The following is a 23,918-nucleotide window of genomic DNA, read 5'->3' on the forward strand; positions in this document are numbered from 1 at the left end:
AGGATTCTCATGGTTTCGCAGGACACTATCGCCCAGCTACGCCAGGACATCACCACGGCCGCCGACGCGGGCGACGAGGTAACGGCGCAGCGTCTGCGCCGGGAACTGTCGGAGGCACTCGCGGCGGCGGGCCGCGACGATCAGGACGACCCGGCCGGTCCGTGACCGCGCTGCGACCGGACGGTCGCCGCACTCCAGACCACCAGCCAACCGGACGCCGCCATGTAGAGGGCATAGGCGGAGATGACCAGTTCGGGCCCATAGTTGGCGAACCAGTCGCCGAGGCGAAGCAGCGCGATCAGGCCGAGGCCGACCAGGAACATGCCGAGCACGAGGCTCGGGAGCGCCAGCGGGGCGATGGCGTCGTCGGTGACGCGGCGGTCACGCCTGGTAACTGACAGGTTGCTGTTCGATTCGAAGTAGATGCTGCTCATAGTCACGAGCTCCCTTCCGGACGGCCGTCCCGACACAGCCGGTAGGTCAAACCACGCAGGTGGCGCACGCAGTGATCACAAACGGTTAACGTTCAGCAATACCGAGCGTGCCAGGTCTAACCGGAGGATAACAGACCATGTGATCTGGGTCACATCGAATGCGTGTTCGACACGAAGCGATAACGGTTGTTACATTTCCCAGGAATAGGCGTTCGAACTGGAATAGTCCGACAATTCTGGACAATTGCCCAACAAGCCGACAATCATGTGATTTATAGAACCGTTATAGCCTCTGAGGTGCGTAAACGTTCCCCGAGACAGACAGCGGAGCGGTTTGTGACCGGACCGAGTCGGCGACACCCGAATCAGGGGCCATTTCGTGTCGTGCACACGCGCGCGACATACGGGTGCGTTCGAGTGTTTGAACGGCGCACGTTCGGCTATCGTCCATCCAGTTTCTTTTCGATGCTGCTGGATCGTTCGTGTCGCTTCGCCGAATCATGTGCCGCGTGAGGATCCACGCCTCGTGATTCGGTGACCCTCTCAAACGAAGGACGCCGGTCACCATGCCCGCACCCGTTATCCTCGACGGCCGCATCGTACGGCTGGAACCCCTTGCACCCCACCATGTTCCCGGTCTGGCAGCGGCCGCGCAGGCGCTGCGCGGCCAACCGGGGTTCACCGTTGTCCCGCACGGCGAACAGGAAGCGCGCACGTATGTCTTCCAGGCCGAGGCCGCCCAGCTGGCGGGTTCGGCGCTGGCCTTCGCCATCGTCACGATCGGTGACGAATGCGTGGTCGGCGCCACCCGCTTCACCCGCCTGGATTACTGGCAGGGTCCGCTCACCTGGCCGCTGTCAGCCGAACCGGTCACCGCCTCCCCCGGCGGCGCGATTCCCGACGCCGTGGAGATCGGCAACACCTGGCTCACCCCCGCCGTGCGCGGTGGCCAGGTGAATCTCGACTCCAAGCTGCTGTTGCTCACCCACGCCTTCGACACGTGGCGGGTGCGGCGGGTGACCCTGCGCGCCGATGCACGCAACCTGCGCTCCCGGGCGGCCATCGAACGGCTCGGCGCGGTCAGCGACGGTGTACGCCGGGCGCATTCCCGTGGCCTCGACGGCGAGGTGCGCGACACCGCGTTCTATTCGATCCTGCGCGACGAATGGCCGGGGGTGCGCGAGCGGATCATGGAACAACTGGCCGCTCGCGCCGCGCAACGGCGGGCGCCGCTCATCCCGGCCACCGCCGAGGCGTTGCGCGCCCTCACCGCCTCGATCGGCTGAACCAGGTCAGCGTCCCGTTCCGCCGTGCACGACGGCCACCTCGGCCCCACCCAGGTCGAAGGCGCGGTGCAGGATGCGCACCGCCTCGTCGAGCTCGGTGTCGCGCACCAGCACGGAGATGCGGATCTCGGAGGTGGCGATCAGGTCGAGATTGATGCCCGCCGCCGCCAGTGCCTCGCAGAAGGTGGCGGTGACACCGGGGTTGTTGCGCATGCCCGCACCGATGAGCGACACCTTGCCGACGCGGTCGTCGTAGCGCACATCGGCGAAGCCGATCTCGGCACGACGCGAGCGCAACAGCGCGACCGCGCGGTCGCCGTCGGCGGCCGGCAGCGTGAAGGTGATGTCGGTGCGGCCGGTTCCGGTGTTCTGCACGACCATGTCGATGCCCACCTCGGCATCGGCCACGGCCCGGAACACCTGCGCGGCGTAGCCGGGTTCGTCGGGCACGCCGACCACGGTCACCTTGGCCTCGTTGCGGTCGTGCGCGACACCGGTGAGCACGGCCTGGTCGGCGGGGATGTCGGCCATCGAACCGAACACGGTGGTGCCGACGGTGTCGGTGTAGGACGAGCGCACGTGCACCGGGACCTGATAGCGGCGGGCGTACTCGACGCAACGCAGCATGAGCACCTTGGAACCGCACGCCGCCATCTCGAGCATCTCCTCGTAGGAGACCTGGTCGAGTTTCTGCGCGTCGCCGACGATGCGCGGATCGGCGGTGAACACGCCGTCGACATCGGTGTAGATCTCGCACACGTCCGCGTGCAGCGCGGCGGCCAGGGCAACGGCGGTGGTGTCGGAACCGCCACGACCCAGCGTGGTGACGTCACGACTGTCCTGGCTCACGCCCTGGAAGCCGGCGACCAGCACGATCTCGCCGTCGTCGAGGGCGCGCCGCACCCGGCCGGGATCGACCTCGATGATCTTGGCGTTGCCGTGCGCGCCCGTGGTGATCACCCCGGCCTGTGAACCGGTGAGCGAACGCGCGTCCGCGCCGAGGGAATGGATGGCCATGGCCACCAACGCGTTCGAGATCCGCTCACCCGAGGTGAGCAGCATGTCCATCTCCCTCGGCGGCGGTGCCGGTGCCACCTGACCCGCCAGATCCAGCAATTCGTCGGTGGTGTCGCCCATCGCCGAGCACACGACGACCACGTCGTTGCCCTGCTTCTTGGTCTCCACGATCCGCTCGGCGACCCGGCGGATGCGCTCCGCGGTCGCGACCGACGAGCCACCGAATTTCTGTACAACCAGGGCCATCCCGCTGTCCTCTCCCTGCTCGCCCGCGAGGTACTCGCGGGTAACTCCCGTCGAGTATCCCGGCAATCCGGGCGTGGCTGGGTGGTTTGTGACGCGAAAAGTGGTGCCGCCGTGCCGTTTCTGGCGCGATACTGGCGGCATGGGGGGTCGCGCATGTGCGTCGGCTCCGATGTTCGGCGGTTCTCGGCGTTAGGCGAATTCGGATGACTACTCGGCACTTTCGTTCCCGTTCGTTGCGTGTCGCGGTGCTCGGCACCGGGGCGCAGGCCGGGGAGGTGGTGCGGATCATCGCCGAATCCGGTGACGAACTGAGCGCACGAGCCGGGGCGCGATTGACCCTCGTCACGGACGCGGCCGATCTCGTCGTCGACACCACCGCGACCACCGAGAGCCTGGGCGCCGTCCTCGGCGCATTGCGGGCGGGGCGGTCGGTGGTGACCGCGAATACCGCGCTCATCGCCTCGCACGGTGCCGAATTGATGTCGGCTGCCGAGGAATTCGGGGCGGATCTGTGTTTCGAGGCCGCCGTTGCGGGCGGGGTGCCGGTGGTCCGGCCGCTCACGCAGTCGCTGTCGGGCGATCGCGTGCGTGAGGTGCTCGGCGTCTTCGCCGCGGCCGACGCGCACGCGGCGGCGATCCTCGCCACGTTGGCCTTCCATACCCGGGTGGAGGTCACCGACGTGCATTTCGAGGAGTTCGGGGTGGCGCCGGCACACGACCTGGCGGCTGCCGACGCGTTGTCGTTGCGGTTGCGTCAGCTGACCGTGTGCACTCGCATCAGTGAGCCCGAAGACGGTGGCAAGGAATGGATCTCGGTACGGGTGCATCCCGCACTGCTGCCTGCCGCGCACCCGCTGGCCCAGGTGGAGGCGCCGTTCAGCGCGGTGACGGTGGATGCCGAGGGCGCCGGGCGACTGATGTTCTCCGGTCGTGACGCGACGCGGGCCACCGCCTCGGCACTGCTCGGTGATCTGGTGAGCGCGGCGCGCAACCGCGTGAACGGTGGCCGGGCTCCACGCGCCTCGTATTACGCCGAGCTACCGGTTGCACCGTTCGGCGACATTCCCACCCGCTACTACCTGAACCTGCGGGTCACCGATCACGCGGGCGCGCTCGCGCAGGTGGCCTCGATCTTCGCCGACCACGCGGTGAGCATCGAGCGCGTGCGTCAGGAACACCACGGCGACGAGGCCCACCTCATCGTCCTCACCCACCGCGCCCGCGAATCGGCGCTGGCCGACACGGTCGACGCCCTCACCGACGCCACCTGTGTGAGCGCGGTGCTCACCAGGTGGCGGGTGGAAGGTGCGCCGGTCACAGGCTGAACGCCACCGCCCGCAGGATCAGTACGGCGATGAACACCACGGTGAAGGCGAGGTCGATGGAGACCTCGCCGAGCCGAACCGGCTTGAGCACCTTGCGCACCGGCGCGATCACCGGTTCTGTCGCCGCATGGGTCACCGACCGGACCTTCCCCACCCACGGCGACCGATTGCCCAGCGTGTCGAGCCAGTCGACCACCATCCGCGCGATCAACAGCACCAAGAACACCGTCAGCACCCACCCGAGCAGGGTTCCGATGAGACTCATGACGCACTCCTTCCGGAGGCCACCGTCGACCTCTTACCGAAACAACGCCTCAGCCGCCCCCAAGGTGTCCACTATGCACCGTTCTCAGCGGATTATCAGTCCGGACAGGTCAGTTACTCGGCGTGGCGTGCGTCGGTGTGTTCGTAGCGGCGGGCGAAGTCCAGGATGCGCGCGGTCACCTGCCGGGAAATCTGATAGAAGAGCCCGTGCCCCACACCGGGGAAGATCTCGACCTCGCAGGTGGGCAGGTTGCCGCGCACGCGACGCTCGGCCAGTTGCGGATCGACCACCAACGACTCCGACCCGAGCAGCATCAGGGTCGGTGTCGTGATCGTCGCGAGTCGCTCGTCGGTGAACATCTTCGGATAGCCGATCGTCGGGACATACCCGAGAGCCGCCTTCACACCGGCGAATTCGGCGTCGGTCAGGGTGACGCCCGGGTTGAGCCGAGCGTTCATCGCGCGCAGATTCTTGTCCGTCGGCCGGGCACCGACGCGGAGCATCATCCACAGTAGGCTCCATTTGATCTTCGTCAAGGTGCCGCTCGGCTCCACCACACTCAGGCTCGCCAGTCGCGCCTGCTGAGTGGTCGCGACAGCCATCGCCTGCCATGCACCTTGTGAATAGCCGACCAGATGAACCCGGTCGACACCGAGTCCGTCGAGCACCTCACCCAGCCACGCACCGAACTTCGTCTCGTCGATCGGCGCGGTCTGCACACTGAGCCCCGGTGTACCGATCATCTCCGGCGCGTACACCACGTGATCGCGGGCGAAGTCCTCGATCACGTGACGCCACATCACGCTGTTACCGCCGAGAGAGTGCATCAGCACGAACGGAATACCTTGTCCCGCACCGGATTTACGGACCTTCGTCATGCCGAAGGAAGTAGGGATGTCGAGCATTTCCGACGGAACGGGCCACTGCTTCTCCAGCTCCCGATAGGTCCGCAGGTACTCCTCACGCGCGGCGTCGTTCTTGAATCGCCCGATCTTGGCCATGACCGCCCCTGCTCCTCGTTGATGATATCAACGTACCACATAGATGGTATGGTCGTACCATAAAGGTTCGCTGCTACAGACGAAGGAGGCAGGGTGCCACGCTTGGCCGACCATGACGAGCGCCGCGGGGTTATCACCGATGCCGCGCGGCGGGTGATCGCGCGGGGCGGGCTCGACGCGGCCACGTTCCAGTCCGTCGCCGCCGAGGCCGGGGTGTCGGTGCGGTCGGTGCAGTACTACTTCGGCACGAAGCGGGAGTTCCTGCTCGCCACACATCGCGCGGTGGTGGCGGATTCCGGCGCGCGGCTCGGCGCGGGACTGGCGGGCCTCGCACCTGGCGCCGGACCACGCGACGTCGTCCGGACGATCCTGCTCGGACTACTCCCCCTCGATGAACCGAGCAGGCAGGACGCCGTCATCCTCGGAATCTTCCACGCTGCCGCGCTGACGGGCCCGGACATCGGATCCGCCGACACCGCGGGGGCGCCGAACTACATCGTCGACGCGGTCGCCGACCAGCTGCGGGCCTCGCGCGGCCCGGAGGCGGACGAGTCAATGGTCCGCGGCGATGCCGAGGTCATCTTGCTCGCCCTCGGCGGACTCGCGCAGGGCATGCTCACCAACGACGACTACGCCACGCGCGCGACACAATTGGTGGATCACCTGCTCGATCGCGTCTTCGACGCATGACAAAGCCCCGGCGGGATACGCCGGGGCTTGTCGGGTCGAACTACTTTCTGCGTTCCTTCTTCTCGCGCACGCGCACCGAGATACGCACGGGCGAGCCGTCGAAACCGAACTCCTCGCGCAGGCGCCGTTCCAGGAAGCGGCGGTAACCCGCCTCGAGGAAACCGGTGGTGAACAGCACGAACGTCGGCGGACGCGTGCTGGCCTGGGTGGCGAACATGACGCGGGGCTGACGGCCGCCGCGCATCGGCGGCGGGGTGGCCGCGATGACTTCCTTGAGCCAGGTGTTCAACCGGCCGGTGGAGATGCGCTTGTCCCAGGACTCGAGCGCGGTCTCCATCTGTGGCACCAGCTTCGCCACGGCGCGACCGGTGTGGGCGGAGATGTTCACCCGCTGCGCCCACGGCACGCGCACGAGATCACGATCGATCTCGCGCTCGAGCATGTAGCGGCGATCCTCGTCGACCAGGTCCCACTTGTTGAACGCCAGCACCAGCGCGCGACCGGAGTCGGCGACCAGGCTGATCACCCGCAGGTCCTGTTCGGTGATCGGCACCGAGGCGTCGATCAGCATGATCGCCACCTCCGACGCCTCGAGCGCCGACTTGGTCCGCAGCGAGGCGTAGAACTCGGTGCCGGTGGCATTGGAGACCTTGCGGCGCAGACCGGCGGTGTCGACGAACTTCCACACCTTGCCGCCCAGCTCCACCAGGGAGTCGACCGGATCGACGGTGGTGCCCGCGACATCGTGGACCACCGAACGCTCGTCGCCCGCCAGCTTGTTCAGCAGGCTCGACTTGCCGACATTGGGCTTGCCGACCAGCGCCACCCGGCGCGGCCCGGCCACACCCGTGCCCTCGCGCGGGGTCTCGGGCAGTGCGGCGAGCACGTCGTCGAGCAGGTCACCGGTACCGCGACCGTGTGCGGCCGAGACCATGCGCGGCTCGCCGAGTCCGAGCGACCACAGCGTCGCGGCCTCGATCTCGACCTTCTGATCGTCGACCTTGTTGGCGACCAGGATCACCGGGATCTTGGAGCGACGCAGCTTGCGCACCGCCGCCTCGTCGGTCGCGGTCGCGCCGACGGTGGCGTCGACGACGAGCAGGATCGCGTCGGCGGTCTCCATCGCGACCTCGGCCTGCCGGGCCACATGCTGCTGCAGGCCCTTGGCGTCGGGCTCCCAGCCGCCGGTGTCCTGCACGAGGAAGCGGCGTCCGGCCCAGCTGGCCTCATACGAGATCCGGTCACGGGTAACGCCGGGAACGTCCTCGACCACGGCTTCGCGCCTGCCGAGGATGCGGTTCACCAGGGTCGACTTGCCGACATTCGGACGGCCGACCACCGCGACCGTCGGCATGGCGAGGTGTTCCTCACCCTCGCCCTCACCTTCGAGATCGGCGATCTCCCAGTCGGTTTCATCGGTCCAGATACCGTCGCCCTCGAGTACGTCCTCGATCATCGCGACCCTCCTGTCGTGGCCGAAAGCTGCTGGGCCACCACGCGATACAGCTCGTCGATGGTCTGTTCCATCGTGAGATCGCTGGTATCGACGAGCACCGCGTCGGCGGCGGGGCGCAACGGCGAGACCTTGCGGGTGGAATCGAGGGTGTCGCGGCGCTGCACGTCGGCCAGCACGGCCGGGTAGTCGTCGCCGCGTCCCTCGCGGATGTTCTGGGCATTGCGCCGCTGGGCGCGCGCCTCCGCGGAGGCGGTGAGGTAGATCTTGGCGTCGGCATCGGTGAGCACGACGGTGCCGATATCGCGGCCCTCGACCACGATCCGGCCGGCCACGGCGGCGATCTCACGCTGTAGGGCGACGAGCTGCTCGCGCACCTGCGCCACCGCCGACACCGCCGAAACGGCCTTGGTCACCGCGTCACCGCGGATCTCGGCCGACACGTCGTCGCCGTCGAGCTCGACGACCTCGTGACTGGGATCGGTGCCGATCGAAAGAGGCAGCGCCGCAACGGCTTGCGCGATCGCCTCGGCATCGGTGAGATCCACGCCCGCACGCAGCACCCGCAGCGTCGCCACCCGGTACATGGCACCGGTGTCGAGGTAGCGGGCGTTCAGACGGGTGGCCAGCTTGCGCGACACACTGGACTTGCCGGTGCCGGACGGGCCGTCCATGGCGACGACGAGCGTGCCGTCGCCGGCGAGCCTGCCCTGGGCAGGTTCCACCGAGAAATCCACTCCGTTCACAGCTGCACCGCCTCGTAGAGTTTGCCGATTTCGTCGCGGCCGAGCACCCGAAGGGTGCCGGGACGCTGATCACCGAGTGCCACCGGACCGAGGTGCGTGCGGACCAGGCGGATCACCGGGTGACCCACCTCGTCGAGCAGGCGGCGCACGATGTGCTTGCGGCCTTCGTGCAGCACCAGCTTCACCAGCGACCGGCCCTCGTAGGACTCGAGCACCATGAACTTGTCGACCTTGGCCGGACCGTCCTCGAGCTCGACGCCTTCGCGCAGCCGCTTGCCGACGAGCCGGTAGTTCACCTCGCCGTACACGGTGGCCAGGTAGGTCTTGGGCACCTCGAACGACGGGTGCATCAGGCGGTGCGCCATCTCGCCGTCGTTGGTGAGCAGCAGCAGGCCCTCGGTGTCGGCGTCGAGGCGACCCACGTGGAACAGGCGCTGACCCGCGGCGATCCGCTCGGCGACGATGTCACCGACACAGGGGCGGCCAAGGTCGTCGGACATGGTGGACTGCCAGCCCTTGGGCTTGTTCAGCACCAGGTGCACGAGTTCGTCCCGCACCACCACGCGGGTGCCGTCCACGCGCACGACGGCGTTCTCGGCGTCGATGCGCAGACCCTGTTCGCGCACGATCTTGCCGTCGACCTCGACGCGGCCCTGGGCGATCATCTCCTCGGCGGCGCGGCGCGAGGCCACACCGGCCTTGGCGAGCACCTTCTGCAGCCGTTCGCCTTCACCCCACGGGAGCTTCTTGGGGCCCTCGGCGGTGTCGGCGTGCTGATGACGGGCCGGCTTGGCGTTGTTCAGGATCGTCGGGGCGACGACCTTGCGCTGCGGTTTCGCGGACTTCTTGTTGCGCGCCGCGAAGGCCTGCGAGCCTGCCGAAGCGCCGCTGCGCTGTCCGGCGGTGTCGCCACGCTGTCCGCGGTCGGCGTCACCACGCGGGTAACCGCCACCGTTGGCAGCGCCGGTGCCGCGCTGGTAACCACCGGCGGACGGGCCGCGACGGTCGCCACCGGCCGGGGCGCTGCGTCGATCGTCACGCTGGTAGCCACCGGGGGCGCTGCGACGGTCGTCGCGCTGGTAGCCCCCGGTCGAGCCACGGCGACCACCGGATTCGGCGTCGCGCTGGAAGGAGCCGGCCGACCGGGCCGCTGTCTGATTGCCGCGCTGGAAGCCACCCGCGCTGGTGCCGCGGCGGCCGGGGGCCTCGCCACGGGAACCGGCCTGACCGGTGCGCGCACTGCCGCCGCGGGGAGCCGCGGTTCGGTTCGCGCCACTACGGGGCTGGTCGCTGCGTTTTCTTCGATCCGGTGTGCCATCTCGGCGAGCGGAATTATTCATCTGTCCTGTCAATCGTCGGTGCCGAGATCCATGTCGGACTCGGCGGGTTTTTGCAGCCTGGTGTACCGGGGATCGGTGTCCAGGCTCTCGCTGATCTCGTCGATCAGATCGACGCCGGGAAGCAGCGGCGCCAGCGGTGGCAGGTCGCCCAGTGAGGCGAGCCCGATCCGTTCGAGGAACAACTCGGTGGTGCGGTAGAGCGTGCCGTTGGTTTCCGGGTCCTGACCCGCTTCCGCGATCAAGCCCCGCGCCAGCAGCGTGCGCATCACTCCGTCGACGTTCACCCCGCGAACCGCGCTGACCCGGGTGCGGGTCACCGGCTGGCGGTAGGCGACCACCGCCAAGGTTTCCAAGGCGGCCCGGGTGAGCTTCGTCCGGGCCCCGTCGAGCAGTACCCGCTCGACATAGGGCGCGTACTCCTGTCGAGTATAGAAGCGCCAACCGTCACCGACGAAACGCAGGTCGATGCCGCTGCCGCGCGCGGTCAGTTCCGCCGACATCGCGCGCAGGGTTTCCTCGACCCGTTCGCTGGTGTCGTCCAGGGCGGCGGCCAGCTGTTCTACCGGCGCGGGAGCGTCGACGACGAGCAGCATGGCCTCGAGCGCGGACCGCAGTTCCGCGTCGTCGAGCTGCTCAGAAGTGAGTTCAGCCACTAGGTCGCTCATCCGTAATCCTCCTCGAAGGTCAAGGCCGCCGCCTCGGCGTCGGGGTCGAGTTCGCCGAGCCAGCTCACGGCCAGCGGGCCGAGCGGGTCGGGCTGGTCGAAGGCGATGGTCTTGCCGCGATACAACTCGAGCAACGCCAGGAACCGGGCCACGATTTCCACCGGAACAGTGCAATCGGACACCAGCTCGGCGAAGGTCGTCCACCCGCCGGCCCCGCGTTCCTTGAGCCGGGCCAGCACCAGCTCGGCCTGTTCGGCCACCGAGATGGTGTGCATGTGCAGATGTCCGAGCCCGACCTCGGGAACCGGTCGCGGCCGGAACGCGGCGGCCGCGATCTGGGCGAACGCGGCGACGTCCACCCCGAGGGTCACTTCGGGGAGCAGCCCGGCGAACTGGTCTTCCAGCGCCACCGACCTGGGATACCGGCGCAGCGCGGCGGCTTCCAGCTCGGCGAGCAACTCGGCGACCTGTTTGAACGCGCGGTACTGCAGCAGCCGGGCGAACAGCAGGTCGCGTGCCTCGAGCAGTTCGAGGTCCTCGGCGTCGGTCATCTCCCCCGACGGCAGCAGCCGCGCGGCTTTCAGGTCGAGCAGAGTCGCGGCGACGACGAGGAATTCGGTGGTCTGATCGAGGATCTTGTCCGCGCGCAGCTTGGTGTTCTCGGCCAGCTCGGCGGTCAATGCCTTGGTGTAGGCGATGAATTCGTCGGTGACCTTGTGCAGCGCCACCTCGGTGACGTCGAGTTTGCGGGAACTGATCAGCGTCAGCAGCAGATCGAACGGCCCCTCGAAGTTGGTGAGCCGCAGATGGAATACAGAGTTGTCGGCGGCTGGCGCCGCGGATTCTCGGCCCTGAGGCCTCGATTCTTCCCTCCCTGCGGGCACTCCTTCGTCGCACCCTCCGGTCAGTCCAGAATCGAGGCGGCCGAGAATCTTTCCAGTCTTGCCTTGCACCGCAGGTTGTGCCTCGATCACCGGCCCGACCGGTGGATGACCTCGCGTGCCATCGCCCGATACGCTTCCGCGCCCGCCGATTTCGGCGCCCAGGTGGTGATCGGCTCACCGGCGACGCTGGCGTCGGGGAACCGCACGGTGCGCGAGATGGCGGTGTCGTAGACGAGGTCGCCGAACACCTCGACCACTCGCGACATCACCTGACGCGAATGCAGCAGTCGGGCATCGAACATGGTGACCACGATGCCGTACAGGCTCAGCCTGGGGTTGAGACGGTCGCGCACCTTCTCCACGGTGTCGTTGAGCAGGGCGAGCCCGCGCAGCGAGAAATACTCGCATTCCATCGGGATGATGACTCCGTCGGAGCAGGCGAGCGCGTTGACGGTGAGCAGTCCGAGCGAGGGCTGGCAGTCGATGAGGATGTAGTCGTAGCGATCACGCACTCCGGCCAATGCCCGGCCGAGGGACTGTTCGCGGCCCACCTCGTTGACCAGCTGGATCTCGGCGGCCGAGAGGTCGATGTTGCTGGGTAGCAGGTCCATGCCGTCGACCTTGGTGGTCTGCAGCACGTCGTCGACCGATGCCTTGCCGCCGATCAGCAGGTTGTGCACGGTGAGGTCGAGATCGTGATGGGCAACCCCGAGACCGGCCGACAGCGCGCCCTGCGGGTCGAGGTCGACCAGCAGTACGCGGCGCCCGTATTCGGCCAGTGCCGCACCGAGATTGATGGTCGAGGTGGTCTTGCCGACCCCGCCCTTCTGATTGCACATGGCCACGACGAGCGCGTCGCCGTGCTGCTTGACCTGCGGTGGTTCGGGTACCAGGCGCAGCGGGCGGCCCGTCGGGCCGATCTCGACGGCCTCGGTGACCTGTTCCGGCCCACCGTCCCACGGTGTTTCCGCTGTCGTCACGATCCGCTGCTCCTTATACGTTTCCTTGCCGGTAACCCCTGTCGAGGGTAGCGAGGCCGGTTCGCCACCCACCTCACTTTCGTACGGTCCAGCTCCGGGTAGACGCTACCGCTCGCACCGCTCGGGTACGGCATGGCAACGCCGGGCGTGTTCGCACGATACCCGCTTCACCCGAAGTGAGGAGGTCACCCTCAGCGGGCGCGCGGGTGGGCCGTCGCCCACACTTCACGCAGGGTGCTCACCGTGACGAGGGTGTAGATCTGGGTGGTCGTCACCGAGGCGTGCCCGAGTAGTTCCTGCACCACGCGCACGTCGGCGCCGCCGTCGAGCAGGTGGGTGGCGAAGGAGTGGCGCAGTGTGTGCGGCGACACCGTCGCACCGATGCCCGCGCGTTCGGCGGCGGTCTGCAACACCTGCCAGGCGCTCTGCCGTGACAGCCTGCCGCCCCGGTTGTTGAGGAAAAGGGCGCCGCCGCTTCCCTTTCCGTTCGCGGCGAGCGAGGGCCTGCCGCGCACGAGGTAGGCGTCGACGGCGGCGAGCGCGGGCCTGCCGATGGGGACGAGGCGCTGTTTGCCACCTTTACCGCGCAACACGACGCACCGCTGTTCGCTGTCTATGTCGTCGACGTCGAGGCCGACCATCTCCGAGATGCGCGCGCCGGTGGAGTACAGCAGTTCCAGCAATGCCCGGTCCCGCAGGCCGCGCGGTCCGCCGTCGTCGGCTCCGCCCTCGCCGCCCGCGGCTTCGAGCACGCGCAGAACCTGGTCGTACGGAAGGGCTTTGGGCAACCTCCGACCCGGCGCGGGCGGTTTGACCGCGTGCGCCACATCGGTGTCGGTGATTCCCTCGGCCGCCGCGAACCGGTGCAACCCGCGCACCGCGATCAACGCCCTGGCCACGGACCCGGCGGCCAGCGGCGGATGATCCTCGCCGCCCGCCCGCAGCGCCATCGTGAATTCGGCTACGTCACCCTGCGATACGTCCCGCAGCGAGTCCACCCCACGTGTCGTCAGAAACGCCTGGTAACGGGACAGATCACGACGATAGGCACCGAGGGTGTTGCGCGCGGCGCCGCGCTCGACCGCCAGATGGTCGAGGTAGGCATCGATCTCCCGCGCCAGCACACTCATCCGCGACCGCGACGCCGTGTCACGTCACGACCGGGCGTCGGTTCGCGCCTCGGCCGCTTTGCGCCGCAGGAAGGCCGTCGGCTGACCCGGCCACGGAGCGTCGGCCGGGCGCAACGCCAACCCGTTCGCCCGAGCCGAGGCATAGGCGAGGACACCGGCCACCGCGGTGGCGTTCACGATCTCTCCCGACAGCGCCGCTCGCACCGCCTCGTCGAGCGGCATGCGCACCAATTCCAGATCGGCTTCCTCGTGCTCGGGATCCGGACGATGAGTCTCGGTGAGCCCGGTCGCGAAGAACACCCGCAGCGCCTCGTCGGTGAACCCCGGCGACAACGCCACATCCACCAGCACCGACCACTCGGCGGCGGCCAGGCCCGTCTCCTCTGCCAGCTCACGCTTGGCCGCGGTGAGCGGGTCCTCGCCGTCGATATCGAGCAGCCCGGCGGGCAGTTCAAGCAGCCGGGTGCGGATGGGATGGCGGTACTGGCGGATAAGCACCACCCGTCCCTCGTCGTCGAGCGCGAGGACCGCCACCGCACCGTGATGCTCGATGACCTCACGCTCGGCGATCCGCCCGTCGGGCATCGCGACCTGGTCTTGGCGCAAGGCCACGATCGCGCCGCTGTAGAGCACCCGGCTCGATACCGTCTCGAAGTCGTGCTTACCGGGTTCGCTCATCGCCGCCTTGCCACCGATTCAGAGTTCCGCGGCCTGCTCCGCGAGCTCTTCCTCCGGGAAGTCTACGGGAAGGCGTTCGGCCAGTTTGTATTTCAACGCGGCGTGGATCAGCGCGGCGAACAGCGGATGCGGCCGGGTCGGACGGCTCTTGAGCTCCGGGTGCGCCTGGGTGGCCACGAAGAATGGATGCACCGAGGCCGGGTACTCCACGAACTCCACCAGGTGCCCGTCGGGCGAGGTACCCGAGAACACCAGACCGCTCTTGGCGATCGCGTCGCGGTAGACGTTGTTCACCTCGAAGCGATGCCGGTGCCGCTCGGACACGTGCTCGCTGCCGTAGGCCTGCGCCACGACCGAACCCTTCTGCAGGGTGGCCGGGTAGGCGCCCAGACGCATGGTGCCGCCCAGATCGGCCTCACCGGCGACCACGTCTTCCTGGTCGGCCATGGTCGAGATGACGGGGTTCTTGGTGTCGGGCTCGAACTCCGCGGAGTTCGCGTCCGCGATGCCGACCGAACGGGCTGCCTCGATCACCACACACTGCAGACCGAGACACAGGCCGAGCAGCGGGATACCGCGCCTGCGCGCGTAACTGATGGCGCCGAGCTTGCCCTCGATGCCACGGATACCGAAACCGCCGGGGATCAGTACCGCGTCCACATCACGCAACGCGGCCTGCGCGCCCGCCTCGGTCTCGCACTCGTCGGAGGGCACCCAGCGGATCTGCACCTTCGAACGATGCGCGAAGCCGCCCGCACGCAGCGCCTCGGTCACCGACAGGTAGGCATCGGGCAGATCGACGTACTTGCCGACCAGGGCCACCTCCACGGTCTCGCGCGGCGAGTGCACCCGCTCGAGCAGGTCGCCCCACACCGTCCAGTCGACATCGCGGAACGGCAGCCCCAGCTTGCGCACGACGTAGGCGTCCAGGCCCTCGCTGTGCAGCACCTTCGGGATGTCGTAGATCGACGGCGCGTCCGGCGTGGAGATGCACGCCTCGACATCCACGTCGCACATCAGCGCGATCTTGTTCTTCAGACCCTGCGGCACCTCACGGTCACAGCGCAGGATCAACGCGTCGGGCTGGATACCGATATTGCGCAGCGCCGCCACCGAATGCTGCGTCGGCTTGGTCTTGAGCTCACCCGAGGGCGCCAGATACGGCACCAACGACACATGCAGGAAGAACACATTGTCGCGGCCCACATCGTGACGGATCTGGCGCGCCGCCTCGAGGAACGGCTGCGACTCGATGTCACCGACGGTGCCACCGATCTCGGTGATCACCACATCCGGCACATGACCCTGCAGATCCGGACCGGTCATCGCCATGATGCGGTTCTTGATCTCGTCGGTGATGTGCGGGATCACCTGCACGGTGTCACCCAGGTATTCGCCGCGCCGCTCCTTGGCGATCACGGTCGAATAGATCTGACCGGTCGTCACATTCGCCGCACCGGACAGATCGCGATCGAGGAAACGCTCGTAATGGCCGACATCCAGATCGGTCTCGGCGCCGTCCTCGGTGACGAACACCTCACCGTGCTGGAACGGGTTCATGGTGCCCGGATCGACGTTCAGATACGGGTCGAGCTTCTGCATCGTCACCCGCATACCGCGCGCGGTCAGCAACTGACCGAGGCTGGAAGCGGTGAGACCCTTACCCAAAGAGGAGGCGACGCCACCGCTCACGAAGATGTGCTTGGTGGCATTTCGAGCCTGATTCCGTTGATGACCCACGGACCACCACTGTACCGCCTCCCCGGAACTTCAAGCGCAACCGAGGTGGGTTGACTGTCGCGTCGGCCGCTTGCGGTTGGGTGGGGAGGACTTAGCCCGTACCCGGTGAGTTACCCATGTGCTTGCCAGATCAGCGGTTTTGTTGGGATCGCTGGCGCGGGATCTCGCCTTTTGTGGTGGTGAGAGTCTCAGTCAGCGGGGCATGGCTACGAGGGTCAGGGAGGTTGCTGACGGGCCTGTTCCGTAACGTCCGGCTACGCCGTTGAGTTGTTCGGGGAGGGCGAGGGCTGTTGTTACGCGGCCTGTTTCGCGGTCGATGTTGTCGACGGTGGTGACGGTGGTGGCGAGGGGGGCTTGGGCGCGGACGTGGGCGATGGGGGCGTTGCCTTCGGCGGCGCCGGGGCGGCCTGCCAGGACGGTGGCGGCGGTGCGGGCGCGGAGGGCGCCGGTGAAGCGGGCGATGGTCGCGCCCTGGCCGGAATCGTCGGCGATGCCGTCGCCGGTGACGACAACGGCCATCTGGGCGGGGTCGGTCGGCGTGTCGCCGTAGGCGAGGAAGCCGCCGCCGCGCAGGGTTTCCAGGAGCAAGGCCTGTTCTTGGGGTGTGGCGCGTGAATTGTTGGTCGCGGGGTCGGTGAACAGGGTCAGGCCGAGCAGGTCGCCCGCCATGCTGCCCTGGTCGACGGCGCCGGTGCGCAGCTGCGCGCCCGCGGGGACGACATTGGTCAGCGCCGATCGCAGGCGATCACCCTCACCGCTGTCGACGAAAGCATCGGTGAGTGCGATCCGGCCGGTCACCGAGGCGCCCGCCGTTTCGAGCGCCTTGCGCACGCCGTCGACATCGGCGGGATCGGCGTCGGGAGTGGTGAACACCAGCACGCGCCGGTCGGCCAATGTGCCTGCCAGAATACGGCCCGACGCGCCGGCGATGAATCCGTCCGTCGCATCCAGACGACTGGTGAGCTGGGCGTTCTCGGCACTCAATGCCTCGACCTGGCTGCCGAGATCGTCCTTGTCCGCACGCAGACCCGACAGCAGATCGGCGGCCACCGTCTGCGAACCGAGAACCACGCCGATAGCGAGAGCCAGGAAGATCGCCGCGATCGAAATGGCGTGCTGACGCAGCGAGATCACAGCTGGCCCCGCACCCACTCGACGAGCCGGTCCCAATACCCGGCGGCCACATCGAACACCTCGGACCCGCTCTGCGAAGCCAGAATCACCACGACCACCGCCACCAGCGCGGCCAGCACCACGAACGCCAGCGCCGCGCCGGTCGACCGGTGCCGGTACAACGTCGACACCGCATTCGCGTCCACCAGCTTCGCGCCGACCTTCAGCCGGGTCAGGAACGTCGCCGGATTGCTGTCGCGGCGGCCACGATCGAAGAAGTCCTCCAGCGACGCGTGCGCACCGGCCAGCACGATCAGCGACGCGCCGTGGTGATCGGCGAGCATCAACGCCAGATCGGTCGGCGACCCCGACGAGGGGAACGTCGTCGCGCCGATACCGAGGTCCTGGATGCGTTCCAGCCCACGGGCGTGGCCGTCGGTGTCGGCGGGCAGGATCATCTCCGCGCCGGAACGCAAGGTGGGCGTGCTGATCTCGTCCGGATCGCCGACGATCAGATCCGGCTTGTACTTGAGCTTGCGCAACGTATCCGCACCGCGGCCCACCCCGATCAGGATCGGCGCGTACTCCTTGATGAACGGCTTGAGCCGCTGCAACTCCTCGAGATGCCCCGGCCCGTCCGCGATCACGACCACATGCCGGTTGCGCAGATCCAGTTCGATATCGGGCACGCCGATACCGTCGATCAGCAGCGCGCTCTCGGTGCGCACGAACTCGGTGGTGTTGCCCGCGAAGGCGTCGAGGTGATCGGCCAGCCCGTTGCGGGCCTCGATCATCCGGTCGGCGATCGTCGACTCGTCGAACTCGATGCCCTCGACCAGGACCTCGGGTTCCTTCTTGGTCAGCTTGTCGGCATAGACCACACCGGCATCGATGCGGATCTTCGCACCGTCTTTGATCTTGCCGAAGGCATCCGAGGAGACCGCGTCCATGAGCACGATCCCGTTGGCGACCAGCACCTCCGGACCGAGGTTCGGATAGCGACCCGAAATCGACGGCGACGTGTTGATCACCGCCACGACGCCCGCCTCGACCAGCCGGTCGGCGGTATGGCGATCCAGATCGGTCTCGTCCAGGACCGCGACATCCCCCGCACCGACCCGGCCGAGCAGTCGCCGGGTATTGCGATCCACCCGCGCGATCCCGGCGACACCGGGCAGCGTTTCGGTGTTCCGTGACAACAACGCCGGCATCTTCATGAGCCCGATGATGAAGCCAAACCCTCAACCTTTGGTGGAGGCGCGCCGAGTCACCGACCGCCCCGATACCCGTATGCTCCCTGTCACAGATACTTCGATCAGGAGCAGAAAACAATGCCGAGCAGCACTGTCGAGACGGTTCTCGACGCCCCACGCGACATCGTCTACCGCCTCTTCAGTGAGCGGGAGAGCGTGAGCCCCCACCTGCCTATCCAGGTCAAGCTCGTGAAGCAGGGCGACGCCGTCACCGGTATCGGCGCCCAGCACCTGCTCGGCTTCGGCAAGCTCGGCGTCACCGAGGAGATCACCGCGCTGGTCCCCGGCGAGCGCATGGAGTACAAGATCGTCAAGGGTGCGCCGGTCAAGCGCCACGTCGGCATCATCACCTTCGCCGACACCGCCGAGGGCGGCACCCGAGTGGTCTACACCATGGAATCCGAGCCGTCGCTGCCCGTTCCGGCCAAGGCCATGGAGTTCGGCCTGCGCCAGCTGACCAACCAGCTCATCGGCGGCATTCGCAAGGCGCTGCGCTGATCAGAGCGAGACGCTTCGCTCTGATCGAGCGGTCTCCAGCAGTTCCTCCGCGTGTGCCCGGCCGGTCTCGGTGTCGTCGAGGCCGGCCAGCATGCGCGCCAGTTCCACCACGCGTTCCTCGTCGGTGAGCGTGCGGACTCCGCTGTCCACCTTGCCTTTTCCGTCGTCGGACTTGTTCACCACCAGGTGGGTGTCGGCGAAGGCCGCCACCTGCGGTAGGTGGGTCACGACGATCACCTGATGGGTTCGGGCCAGGCGGGCGAGGCGTTTGCCGATCTCCACCGCGGCCCGACCACCGACGCCCGCGTCGACCTCGTCGAACACCATGGTCGCACCGTGGTCCGAGCCGGCCAGCACTACTTCCAGCGCGAGCATCACGCGCGAGAGCTCACCACCGGACGCGCTCTTGCTCAGCGGTAACGACTGCGCGCCCGAGTGCGCCGACAGCCGGAATTCCACCTCGTCGACGCCGTTGGATCCCGCGTGCAGGGTCGTCCCGTCGACGTCGAGCGGCGCGGAGTCCTGGGCACTGGCCCGCAGCGGCCGGACCTGAACTTCCAAGCGCGCCTTGCCCATTGCCAGCCCACCGAGTTCGGTGCTCACCGCGGCGGCCAGTTTGGACGCGGCCTTCGTGCGGGCGGCGCTGAGTTTGCGTGCGGCCTCGCGCACCTTGCCCGCGGCGGTCTCGACCTCGGCGGCCAGTTTGGCCAGCGCGTCCTCGGACACGTCGAGGGAGTCGAGGCGGGCGCGGGATTCGTCGGCCCACGCGATCACGCCGTCGATGTCGGGGGCGTATTTGCGGGTGAGTGATTTCAGTTCGGCCTGGCGGTTGAGCATCGTGTCCAGGGCGCTGGGGTCCGACGGCAGTTCGGACAGGTAGCCGCTGAGTTCGGTCGTCACATCCACGACCACCGCGATCGCCTCACCGAGGCGCGGAGCGAGTGCGGTCAGGGCGGGGTCGTCGGCCGAGTCGAGGCGGGCACGCGCCCCACCGAGCAGGTCGAGCACCCCGCCGCCGTCGGCGCTGGAATCGGCGGCCCCGGACAGCGCCTCGTGTGCGCCTGCAGCGGCCTCACGCAGTGAGTCGAGGTCGCTGAGCCTGCGGATCTCGGCGACCAACCGGGTGTCCTCACCGGGTTCGGGTGCGATGCCGTCGATTTCGGCGAGCGAATGCTTGAGCCGGTCGGCTTCCAGGGCGAGTTCGCGGCTGCGGGCGGTGCGTTCGAGGAGTTCGGTGCGCGCGTCGAGCCAGGTGCGGCGGTGCACCTGGTACTTGCGCAGCAACGACGCCACGCCGTCGCCCGCGAACTGGTCGAGCGCGGCGAGTTGCTGTTCGGGACGCTGCAGGCGCAGCTGATCGTTCTGTCCGTGCACGGTCAGCAGACGGGAGGTGAACTCGCCGAGCACCGCCGCGGGCACGCCGCGACCACCCAGGTGGGCTCGTGAACGCCCGTCGCTGTTGACGGTGCGCACGGCGATCACGCTGCCGTCCTCGTCGGCCTCGGCGCCGGCCGATTCCAGTACCTCGCCGATCGCGGCACGGGCCGCGTCGTTCACGTCGTCGACGACGAAACGGCCTTCGACCACCGCTTTCGACGCGCCGACCCGTACCCGGCCCGCGTCCGCGCGGGCGCCGCTGAGCAGGTGCAGGCTGGTGACGACCATCGTCTTACCGGCACCGGTCTCGCCGGTGAGCACAGTCAGACCTTCGTGGAATTGCGCGGTGGCCGTCGAGATGACGCCGAGTCCGTCAATCCTGATCTCGGTCAGCATCGGTGTCCTTCCCCGTTCGCTGTCTACCCCGCCAGCCCGTGACCGGCAGCTGGAACTTGCGCACCATCCGGTCGGCGAAGGGCGCGGAGTCCAGCCGCACCCACCGCACCGGTCGTTCGCCGCGCACCACCTCGGCACGGCCGCCGCGTGGCAAGGCGAGCGTGCGCCGCCCGTCCAGGAAGACGATCGCGTCGTGACCGGTCGCCACCGCTTCCACGGCGATCAACGATTCCGGGCTCGTCACCAGCGGCCGGGCGAACAGCGCGTGTGCGTTGCTGGGAATCACCAGCATGGCCTCGAGCTCCGGCCACACCACCGGACCACCCGCCGAGAAGGCGTACGCGGTCGAACCGGTGGGGGTGGCGATGAGAATCCCGTCGCAGCCGAAGGCCGAGACCGGGCGCCCATCCACTTCGAGCACCACCTCGAGCACGCCCATGCGCTGTGCGTTCTCGATGCTCGCCTCGTTCAGCGCCCAGCCGCGTTCGGTGACGACATCGTCCACCCGGACGGTGACATCGATGGTCAGCCGGTCCTCGACCCGGTAGTCGCGGTCGACCACCTGGGCGAGGGCTTCGTCGAGGTGTTCGGCCTCGGCCTCGGTGAGGAAACCGATGCGGCCCAGGTTGATGCCGAGCACCGGCACACCGGTCGGCCTGCCCAGTTCGGCGGCGCGCAGGAACGTTCCGTCGCCGCCGAGGGCGAGCACCATCTCGCAGCCTTTGGCCGCCGACGGGCTGTGCGGGACGACGCGCACCGGGTATCCCCCCGGCTCGTCCTCGAATCGGGTGCTGTCGGCCTCGTCGGCCAGCACGCGCAGGCAGATGCCCGCCGCGGCGAAGATCTTCGCCACCCGGTGCGCCGTTTCGATGATCTCCGCACGTCCCGGATGGGCGACGAGCAGAATTTCGCGGCCGCTCTCACGCGAACTCACTGCGGCCCCTCCTCCACAGCCTGGGCGACCAGCGCCGCCACCTGTTCCGCGTCGTAGTCGAACGGTCCGACCTTGCGCAACCACAGAAAATATTCGACATTGCCCGACGGTCCCGGCAGTGGGCTGGCGACCACACCGAGGGTGCGCAGACCGAGCGCGCCCGCCGCCGCCGCGACCTCGCACACCACTTCGCTCCGCAGTGCCGGGTCACGCACCACGCCGCCGGAACCGACTCGTTCCTTACCGACCTCGAATTGCGGCTTCACCATCGGCAGCAGATCGGCGCCGTCGCTCACGCAGGCCGCCAGCGCGGGCAGTACCAGTCCCAGCGAGATGAACGACAGATCGCCGACGACCAATTCGACTGTGCCGCCGATGGTTTCAGGCGTGATTCCGCGCACGTTGGTGCGGTCGAACACGCGCACGCGTTCGTCGTTCTGCAGACGCCAGATCAGCTGTCCGTAGCCGACGTCGACCGCGACGACCTCCCGCGCACCCTTGCTCAGCAGCACGTCGGTGAACCCGCCCGTCGAGGCGCCCGCGTCCAGGCACCGCTTACCGGCGACCTCGAGCCCCTGCGGCTCGAACGCCTCGAGGGCACCCAGCAGCTTGTGGGCGCCACGAGACGCCCACGACACCTCGTCGGGTTCCTCCCGCACGATCAACGGTGTGCCCGCCTCCACCGCGGTAGCCGGCTTCACCGCGACAGTCCCGGCGATCAAGACCCGGCCCGCGCCGATCAGTTCGACCGCGTGTTCCCGCGATCGGGCCAATCCGCGGCGAACCAGTTCGGCATCCACCCGCGCTCGTCTGGCCACCTCAGATCTTGTCCACGGTCGCCAGGGCGTCCACCAGCACCTCGTGCGCCTGCTCGAGGATGCGCGCGCGGCGGGTGATGTCGGCCCCGGTCTCGGTGTTCTCCGCGGGTCCCGGTGTGGGCCGCTCGCCGAGTTCGGCGAGCAACTCGTCGACCTGGGATCTGATCCGATTCGGGTCGGCCGGTACGTGATGCGCCTGAGCGCCCGGCAGGTGACTGCCGGGCATCGGGATCCCTGGTCGGGGTTGCGGTGACGCGCCGGGCGGCGGCGAACTCGGAGTACTCATCGTGACGTCAACGCTATCGGATTTCCGAATCGACCGCGCGCACCCGTACCGCCCTGCCCGGGTGCTGCCGCAACAGATCCGCGACATCGGCGGGCGCGACCGCTCCCGGCACGATCTCGGCGTTGAGGGCGTCGAGGGACTGCGCGATGTAGGTGGGCACCTGCGCGGGCGACGCGGCGGCCACCTCGTCGATGGTGCTCACCCCGGTCAAAACCAGCAGCGAATCGAGACCGAGACCGTTCGCACCCTCGATGTCGGTGTCGAGCCGGTCCCCGACGACCAGCGCGTTTCGGGTCCCCGCCCGCTCGACGGCGTCTTCCATCAGCGGCGCGTAGGGCTTGCCCGCCACCAGCGGTTCGCGATCGGACGCGGCCCGCAGCGCGGCGACCATCGAACCGTTGCCGGGCGCGAGCCCCCGTTCGTTCGGCAGCGTCCGGTCGGTATTGGCAGCCACCCACAGCACCCCAGCACGCAAGGCGTAGGCAGCCTCGGCAAGGTCGGGCCACGCCGTGGTCGGCGAATGCCCCTGCACCACAGCCGCGGGCGGCACGTCCGCGAACCGGCGAACCGGCTTCAGCCCGACCGCCTCGACTTCGGCCGCGAGATCATCGGTGCCGACAACCAGCACCTCCTCCCCCGCCGACAGCCGCTGACCGAGCATGCGCGCGGCCGCCTGCGCACTCGTCACCACGTCCTCGGCAGTCGCCGGATACCCCAATTCGGCCAGATGCCCCGCGACCTTCGCGGGCCCACGCGCCGCGTTATTGGTCACATAAACCAACCGCTGCGCCGAATCACCCTGTGGCACAAGCGCTTCGGGTGCGCCATCGATCACCTCGGGCCCGCGGTACAGCGTCCCGTCCAGATCGAGCAGCAAGGCCTCATATTGATCCCGTAGCCGATTCACACACCCTCACTCCGTCGTCGTGCCGGGCCGAGTACATCTGCGACCCTAAGCGAGACCACCGACAAATTCGGCTCACCCCGAATCGCCCTCGCCACCTTCATGATCAAGCATCCCCACCACCCCCGACCCCCAGAGTGCCCATGTTCACCCCACCCCCCGGCGCGTCGCCCACTGGCACCACCCGAGTCCGCCACCTACCGCACTCCCATCCCCGTGGCACTTCTCGAGTCCACCGCCTATTGCACTCTCAGCCTGCGTGGCACTACTCGAGTCGCCACCTACCGGGCTCCCGGCCACACGGCACCACTTGAGTTCGCCACCTACCGCGCTCCCAGCCCGCGTGGCACTACTCGAGTCCGCCACCTACCGCGCTCCCAGCCCGCGTGGCACTACTCGAGTCCGCCGCCTACCGCGCTCCCAGCCACACGGCACCACTTAAGTCCGCCATGACCGCAC

Annotated in this window: 25 protein-coding genes; 5 read left to right on the top strand and 20 right to left on the bottom strand. The window is 68.2% G+C overall.

Annotated features, from left to right (window positions below; translation table 11 throughout):
- Positions 1–9 precede the first annotated feature (9 nt).
- A complete protein-coding gene (locus NCO8_RS31340) occupies positions 10–165 on the top strand; it encodes a hypothetical protein (protein ID WP_157104915.1) in 156 nt (51 codons plus the stop codon).
- Here the strand turns inward: NCO8_RS31340 and NCO8_RS14875 are convergent.
- A complete protein-coding gene (locus NCO8_RS14875; protein WP_067639833.1) occupies positions 141–434 on the bottom strand; it encodes a hypothetical protein in 294 nt (97 codons plus the stop codon). The genes NCO8_RS31340 and NCO8_RS14875 overlap by 25 nt on opposite strands.
- 566 nt (positions 435–1,000) lie before the next feature.
- On the opposite strand from NCO8_RS14875, the gene NCO8_RS14880 reads away from it, so the two are divergent.
- On the top strand, positions 1,001–1,720 hold the full coding sequence (locus NCO8_RS14880) for a GNAT family N-acetyltransferase (protein WP_067639835.1): 720 nt from the start codon (positions 1,001–1,003) through the stop codon (positions 1,718–1,720).
- Between the two features lie 6 nt (positions 1,721–1,726).
- On the opposite strand, the gene NCO8_RS14885 is transcribed toward NCO8_RS14880, so the two are convergent.
- Positions 1,727–2,983 carry an aspartate kinase gene (locus NCO8_RS14885; protein ID WP_067639837.1) on the bottom strand — a complete coding sequence of 419 codons (1,257 nt, stop codon included), beginning with the start codon at positions 2,981–2,983 and terminating at the stop codon, positions 1,727–1,729.
- 203 nt (positions 2,984–3,186) lie between these two features.
- Here NCO8_RS14885 and NCO8_RS14890 point away from each other — a divergent pair, with 203 nt between their 5' ends.
- Positions 3,187–4,308 carry an ACT domain-containing protein gene (locus NCO8_RS14890; protein ID WP_084457099.1) on the top strand — a complete coding sequence of 374 codons (1,122 nt, stop codon included), beginning with the start codon at positions 3,187–3,189 and terminating at the stop codon, positions 4,306–4,308.
- Here the strand turns inward: NCO8_RS14890 and NCO8_RS14895 are convergent.
- Together NCO8_RS14895 and NCO8_RS14900 are read right to left on the bottom strand one after the other, a co-directional pair.
- Entirely contained in the window at positions 4,298–4,573 is a 276-nt protein-coding gene (locus NCO8_RS14895) for a YggT family protein (protein ID WP_067493965.1), read from the bottom strand. The genes NCO8_RS14890 and NCO8_RS14895 overlap by 11 nt on opposite strands.
- Positions 4,574–4,686: 113 nt before the next feature.
- Positions 4,687–5,574, bottom strand: a complete 888-nt coding sequence (locus tag NCO8_RS14900) for an alpha/beta fold hydrolase (protein ID WP_067639843.1) — start codon at positions 5,572–5,574, stop codon at positions 4,687–4,689.
- A gap of 93 nt (positions 5,575–5,667) precedes the next feature.
- Between NCO8_RS14900 and NCO8_RS14905 the strand changes: the two genes are divergently transcribed.
- Positions 5,668–6,264, top strand: coding sequence for a TetR/AcrR family transcriptional regulator (locus tag NCO8_RS14905; protein WP_067639845.1), 597 nt, complete (start codon positions 5,668–5,670; stop codon positions 6,262–6,264).
- 40 nt (positions 6,265–6,304) lie between these two features.
- On the opposite strand, the gene der is transcribed toward NCO8_RS14905, so the two are convergent.
- The 11 genes from der to steA form a co-directional block, all read right to left on the bottom strand.
- A complete protein-coding gene (gene der, locus NCO8_RS14910) occupies positions 6,305–7,720 on the bottom strand; it encodes a ribosome biogenesis GTPase Der (protein WP_067639847.1) in 1,416 nt (471 codons plus the stop codon).
- Positions 7,717–8,391: a (d)CMP kinase gene (gene cmk / locus NCO8_RS14915; protein ID WP_067494413.1), complete on the bottom strand. Its 675-nt coding sequence runs from the start codon at positions 8,389–8,391 to the stop codon at positions 7,717–7,719. The genes der and cmk overlap by 4 nt, the downstream gene beginning before the upstream one ends.
- A 68-nt stretch (positions 8,392–8,459) precedes the next feature.
- A complete protein-coding gene (locus NCO8_RS30640; protein ID WP_084457101.1) occupies positions 8,460–9,803 on the bottom strand; it encodes a pseudouridine synthase in 1,344 nt (447 codons plus the stop codon).
- Between the two features lie 8 nt (positions 9,804–9,811).
- A complete protein-coding gene (gene scpB, locus NCO8_RS14925) occupies positions 9,812–10,468 on the bottom strand; it encodes an SMC-Scp complex subunit ScpB (RefSeq protein WP_067639849.1) in 657 nt (218 codons plus the stop codon).
- Positions 10,465–11,376, bottom strand: coding sequence for a segregation and condensation protein A (locus NCO8_RS14930; RefSeq protein ID WP_376739930.1), 912 nt, complete (start codon positions 11,374–11,376; stop codon positions 10,465–10,467). Before NCO8_RS14930 ends, scpB begins: the two co-directional genes overlap by 4 nt.
- 62 nt (positions 11,377–11,438) lie before the next feature.
- On the bottom strand, positions 11,439–12,332 hold the full coding sequence (locus tag NCO8_RS14935; RefSeq protein WP_067494410.1) for a ParA family protein: 894 nt from the start codon (positions 12,330–12,332) through the stop codon (positions 11,439–11,441).
- Between the two features lie 191 nt (positions 12,333–12,523).
- Positions 12,524–13,462 (bottom strand): site-specific tyrosine recombinase XerD, encoded by a 939-nt coding sequence (gene xerD / locus NCO8_RS14940; RefSeq protein ID WP_067639853.1) that lies wholly within the window; start codon positions 13,460–13,462, stop codon positions 12,524–12,526.
- A gap of 24 nt (positions 13,463–13,486) precedes the next feature.
- The gene (locus tag NCO8_RS14945) at positions 13,487–14,140 is read right to left on the bottom strand and encodes an NUDIX domain-containing protein (RefSeq protein WP_067639855.1); all 654 of its coding nucleotides are present in this window, start codon (positions 14,138–14,140) and stop codon (positions 13,487–13,489) included.
- An 18-nt stretch (positions 14,141–14,158) separates the two neighbouring features.
- Positions 14,159–15,880 carry a CTP synthase gene (gene pyrG, locus NCO8_RS14950; protein WP_067639857.1) on the bottom strand — a complete coding sequence of 574 codons (1,722 nt, stop codon included), beginning with the start codon at positions 15,878–15,880 and terminating at the stop codon, positions 14,159–14,161.
- A gap of 192 nt (positions 15,881–16,072) precedes the next feature.
- Positions 16,073–17,014 (bottom strand): copper transporter, encoded by a 942-nt coding sequence (locus NCO8_RS14955; RefSeq protein WP_157104916.1) that lies wholly within the window; start codon positions 17,012–17,014, stop codon positions 16,073–16,075.
- On the bottom strand, positions 17,011–18,210 hold the full coding sequence (gene steA / locus NCO8_RS14960) for a putative cytokinetic ring protein SteA (protein ID WP_067639862.1): 1,200 nt from the start codon (positions 18,208–18,210) through the stop codon (positions 17,011–17,013). Before steA ends, NCO8_RS14955 begins: the two co-directional genes overlap by 4 nt.
- A 114-nt stretch (positions 18,211–18,324) precedes the next feature.
- On the opposite strand from steA, the gene NCO8_RS14965 reads away from it, so the two are divergent.
- Positions 18,325–18,744 (top strand): SRPBCC family protein, encoded by a 420-nt coding sequence (locus tag NCO8_RS14965; RefSeq protein WP_067639864.1) that lies wholly within the window; start codon positions 18,325–18,327, stop codon positions 18,742–18,744.
- Here NCO8_RS14965 and recN read toward each other — a convergent pair whose 3' ends face one another.
- The 5 genes from recN to NCO8_RS14990 are packed head-to-tail and all read right to left on the bottom strand — an operon-like array spanning position 18,745 to position 23,462.
- On the bottom strand, positions 18,745–20,517 hold the full coding sequence (gene recN / locus NCO8_RS14970) for a DNA repair protein RecN (protein ID WP_067639867.1): 1,773 nt from the start codon (positions 20,515–20,517) through the stop codon (positions 18,745–18,747).
- A complete protein-coding gene (locus NCO8_RS14975; protein ID WP_067639869.1) occupies positions 20,495–21,451 on the bottom strand; it encodes an NAD kinase in 957 nt (318 codons plus the stop codon). The genes recN and NCO8_RS14975 overlap by 23 nt, the downstream gene beginning before the upstream one ends.
- The gene (locus tag NCO8_RS14980) at positions 21,448–22,269 is read right to left on the bottom strand and encodes a TlyA family RNA methyltransferase (RefSeq protein WP_067639871.1); all 822 of its coding nucleotides are present in this window, start codon (positions 22,267–22,269) and stop codon (positions 21,448–21,450) included. The genes NCO8_RS14975 and NCO8_RS14980 overlap by 4 nt, the downstream gene beginning before the upstream one ends.
- 1 nt (position 22,270) lies before the next feature.
- Positions 22,271–22,555 carry a hypothetical protein gene (locus tag NCO8_RS14985; protein ID WP_067639873.1) on the bottom strand — a complete coding sequence of 95 codons (285 nt, stop codon included), beginning with the start codon at positions 22,553–22,555 and terminating at the stop codon, positions 22,271–22,273.
- Positions 22,556–22,568: 13 nt separating this feature from the next.
- Complete coding sequence (locus NCO8_RS14990; RefSeq protein WP_067639875.1) at positions 22,569–23,462, bottom strand: HAD-IIA family hydrolase; 894 nt, start codon at positions 23,460–23,462, stop codon at positions 22,569–22,571.
- Between the last annotated feature and the right edge of the window lie 456 nt (positions 23,463–23,918).

The organism is Nocardia coubleae NBRC 108252 (assembly GCF_001612805.1).
Lineage (GTDB): Bacteria > Actinomycetota > Actinomycetes > Mycobacteriales > Mycobacteriaceae > Nocardia > Nocardia coubleae.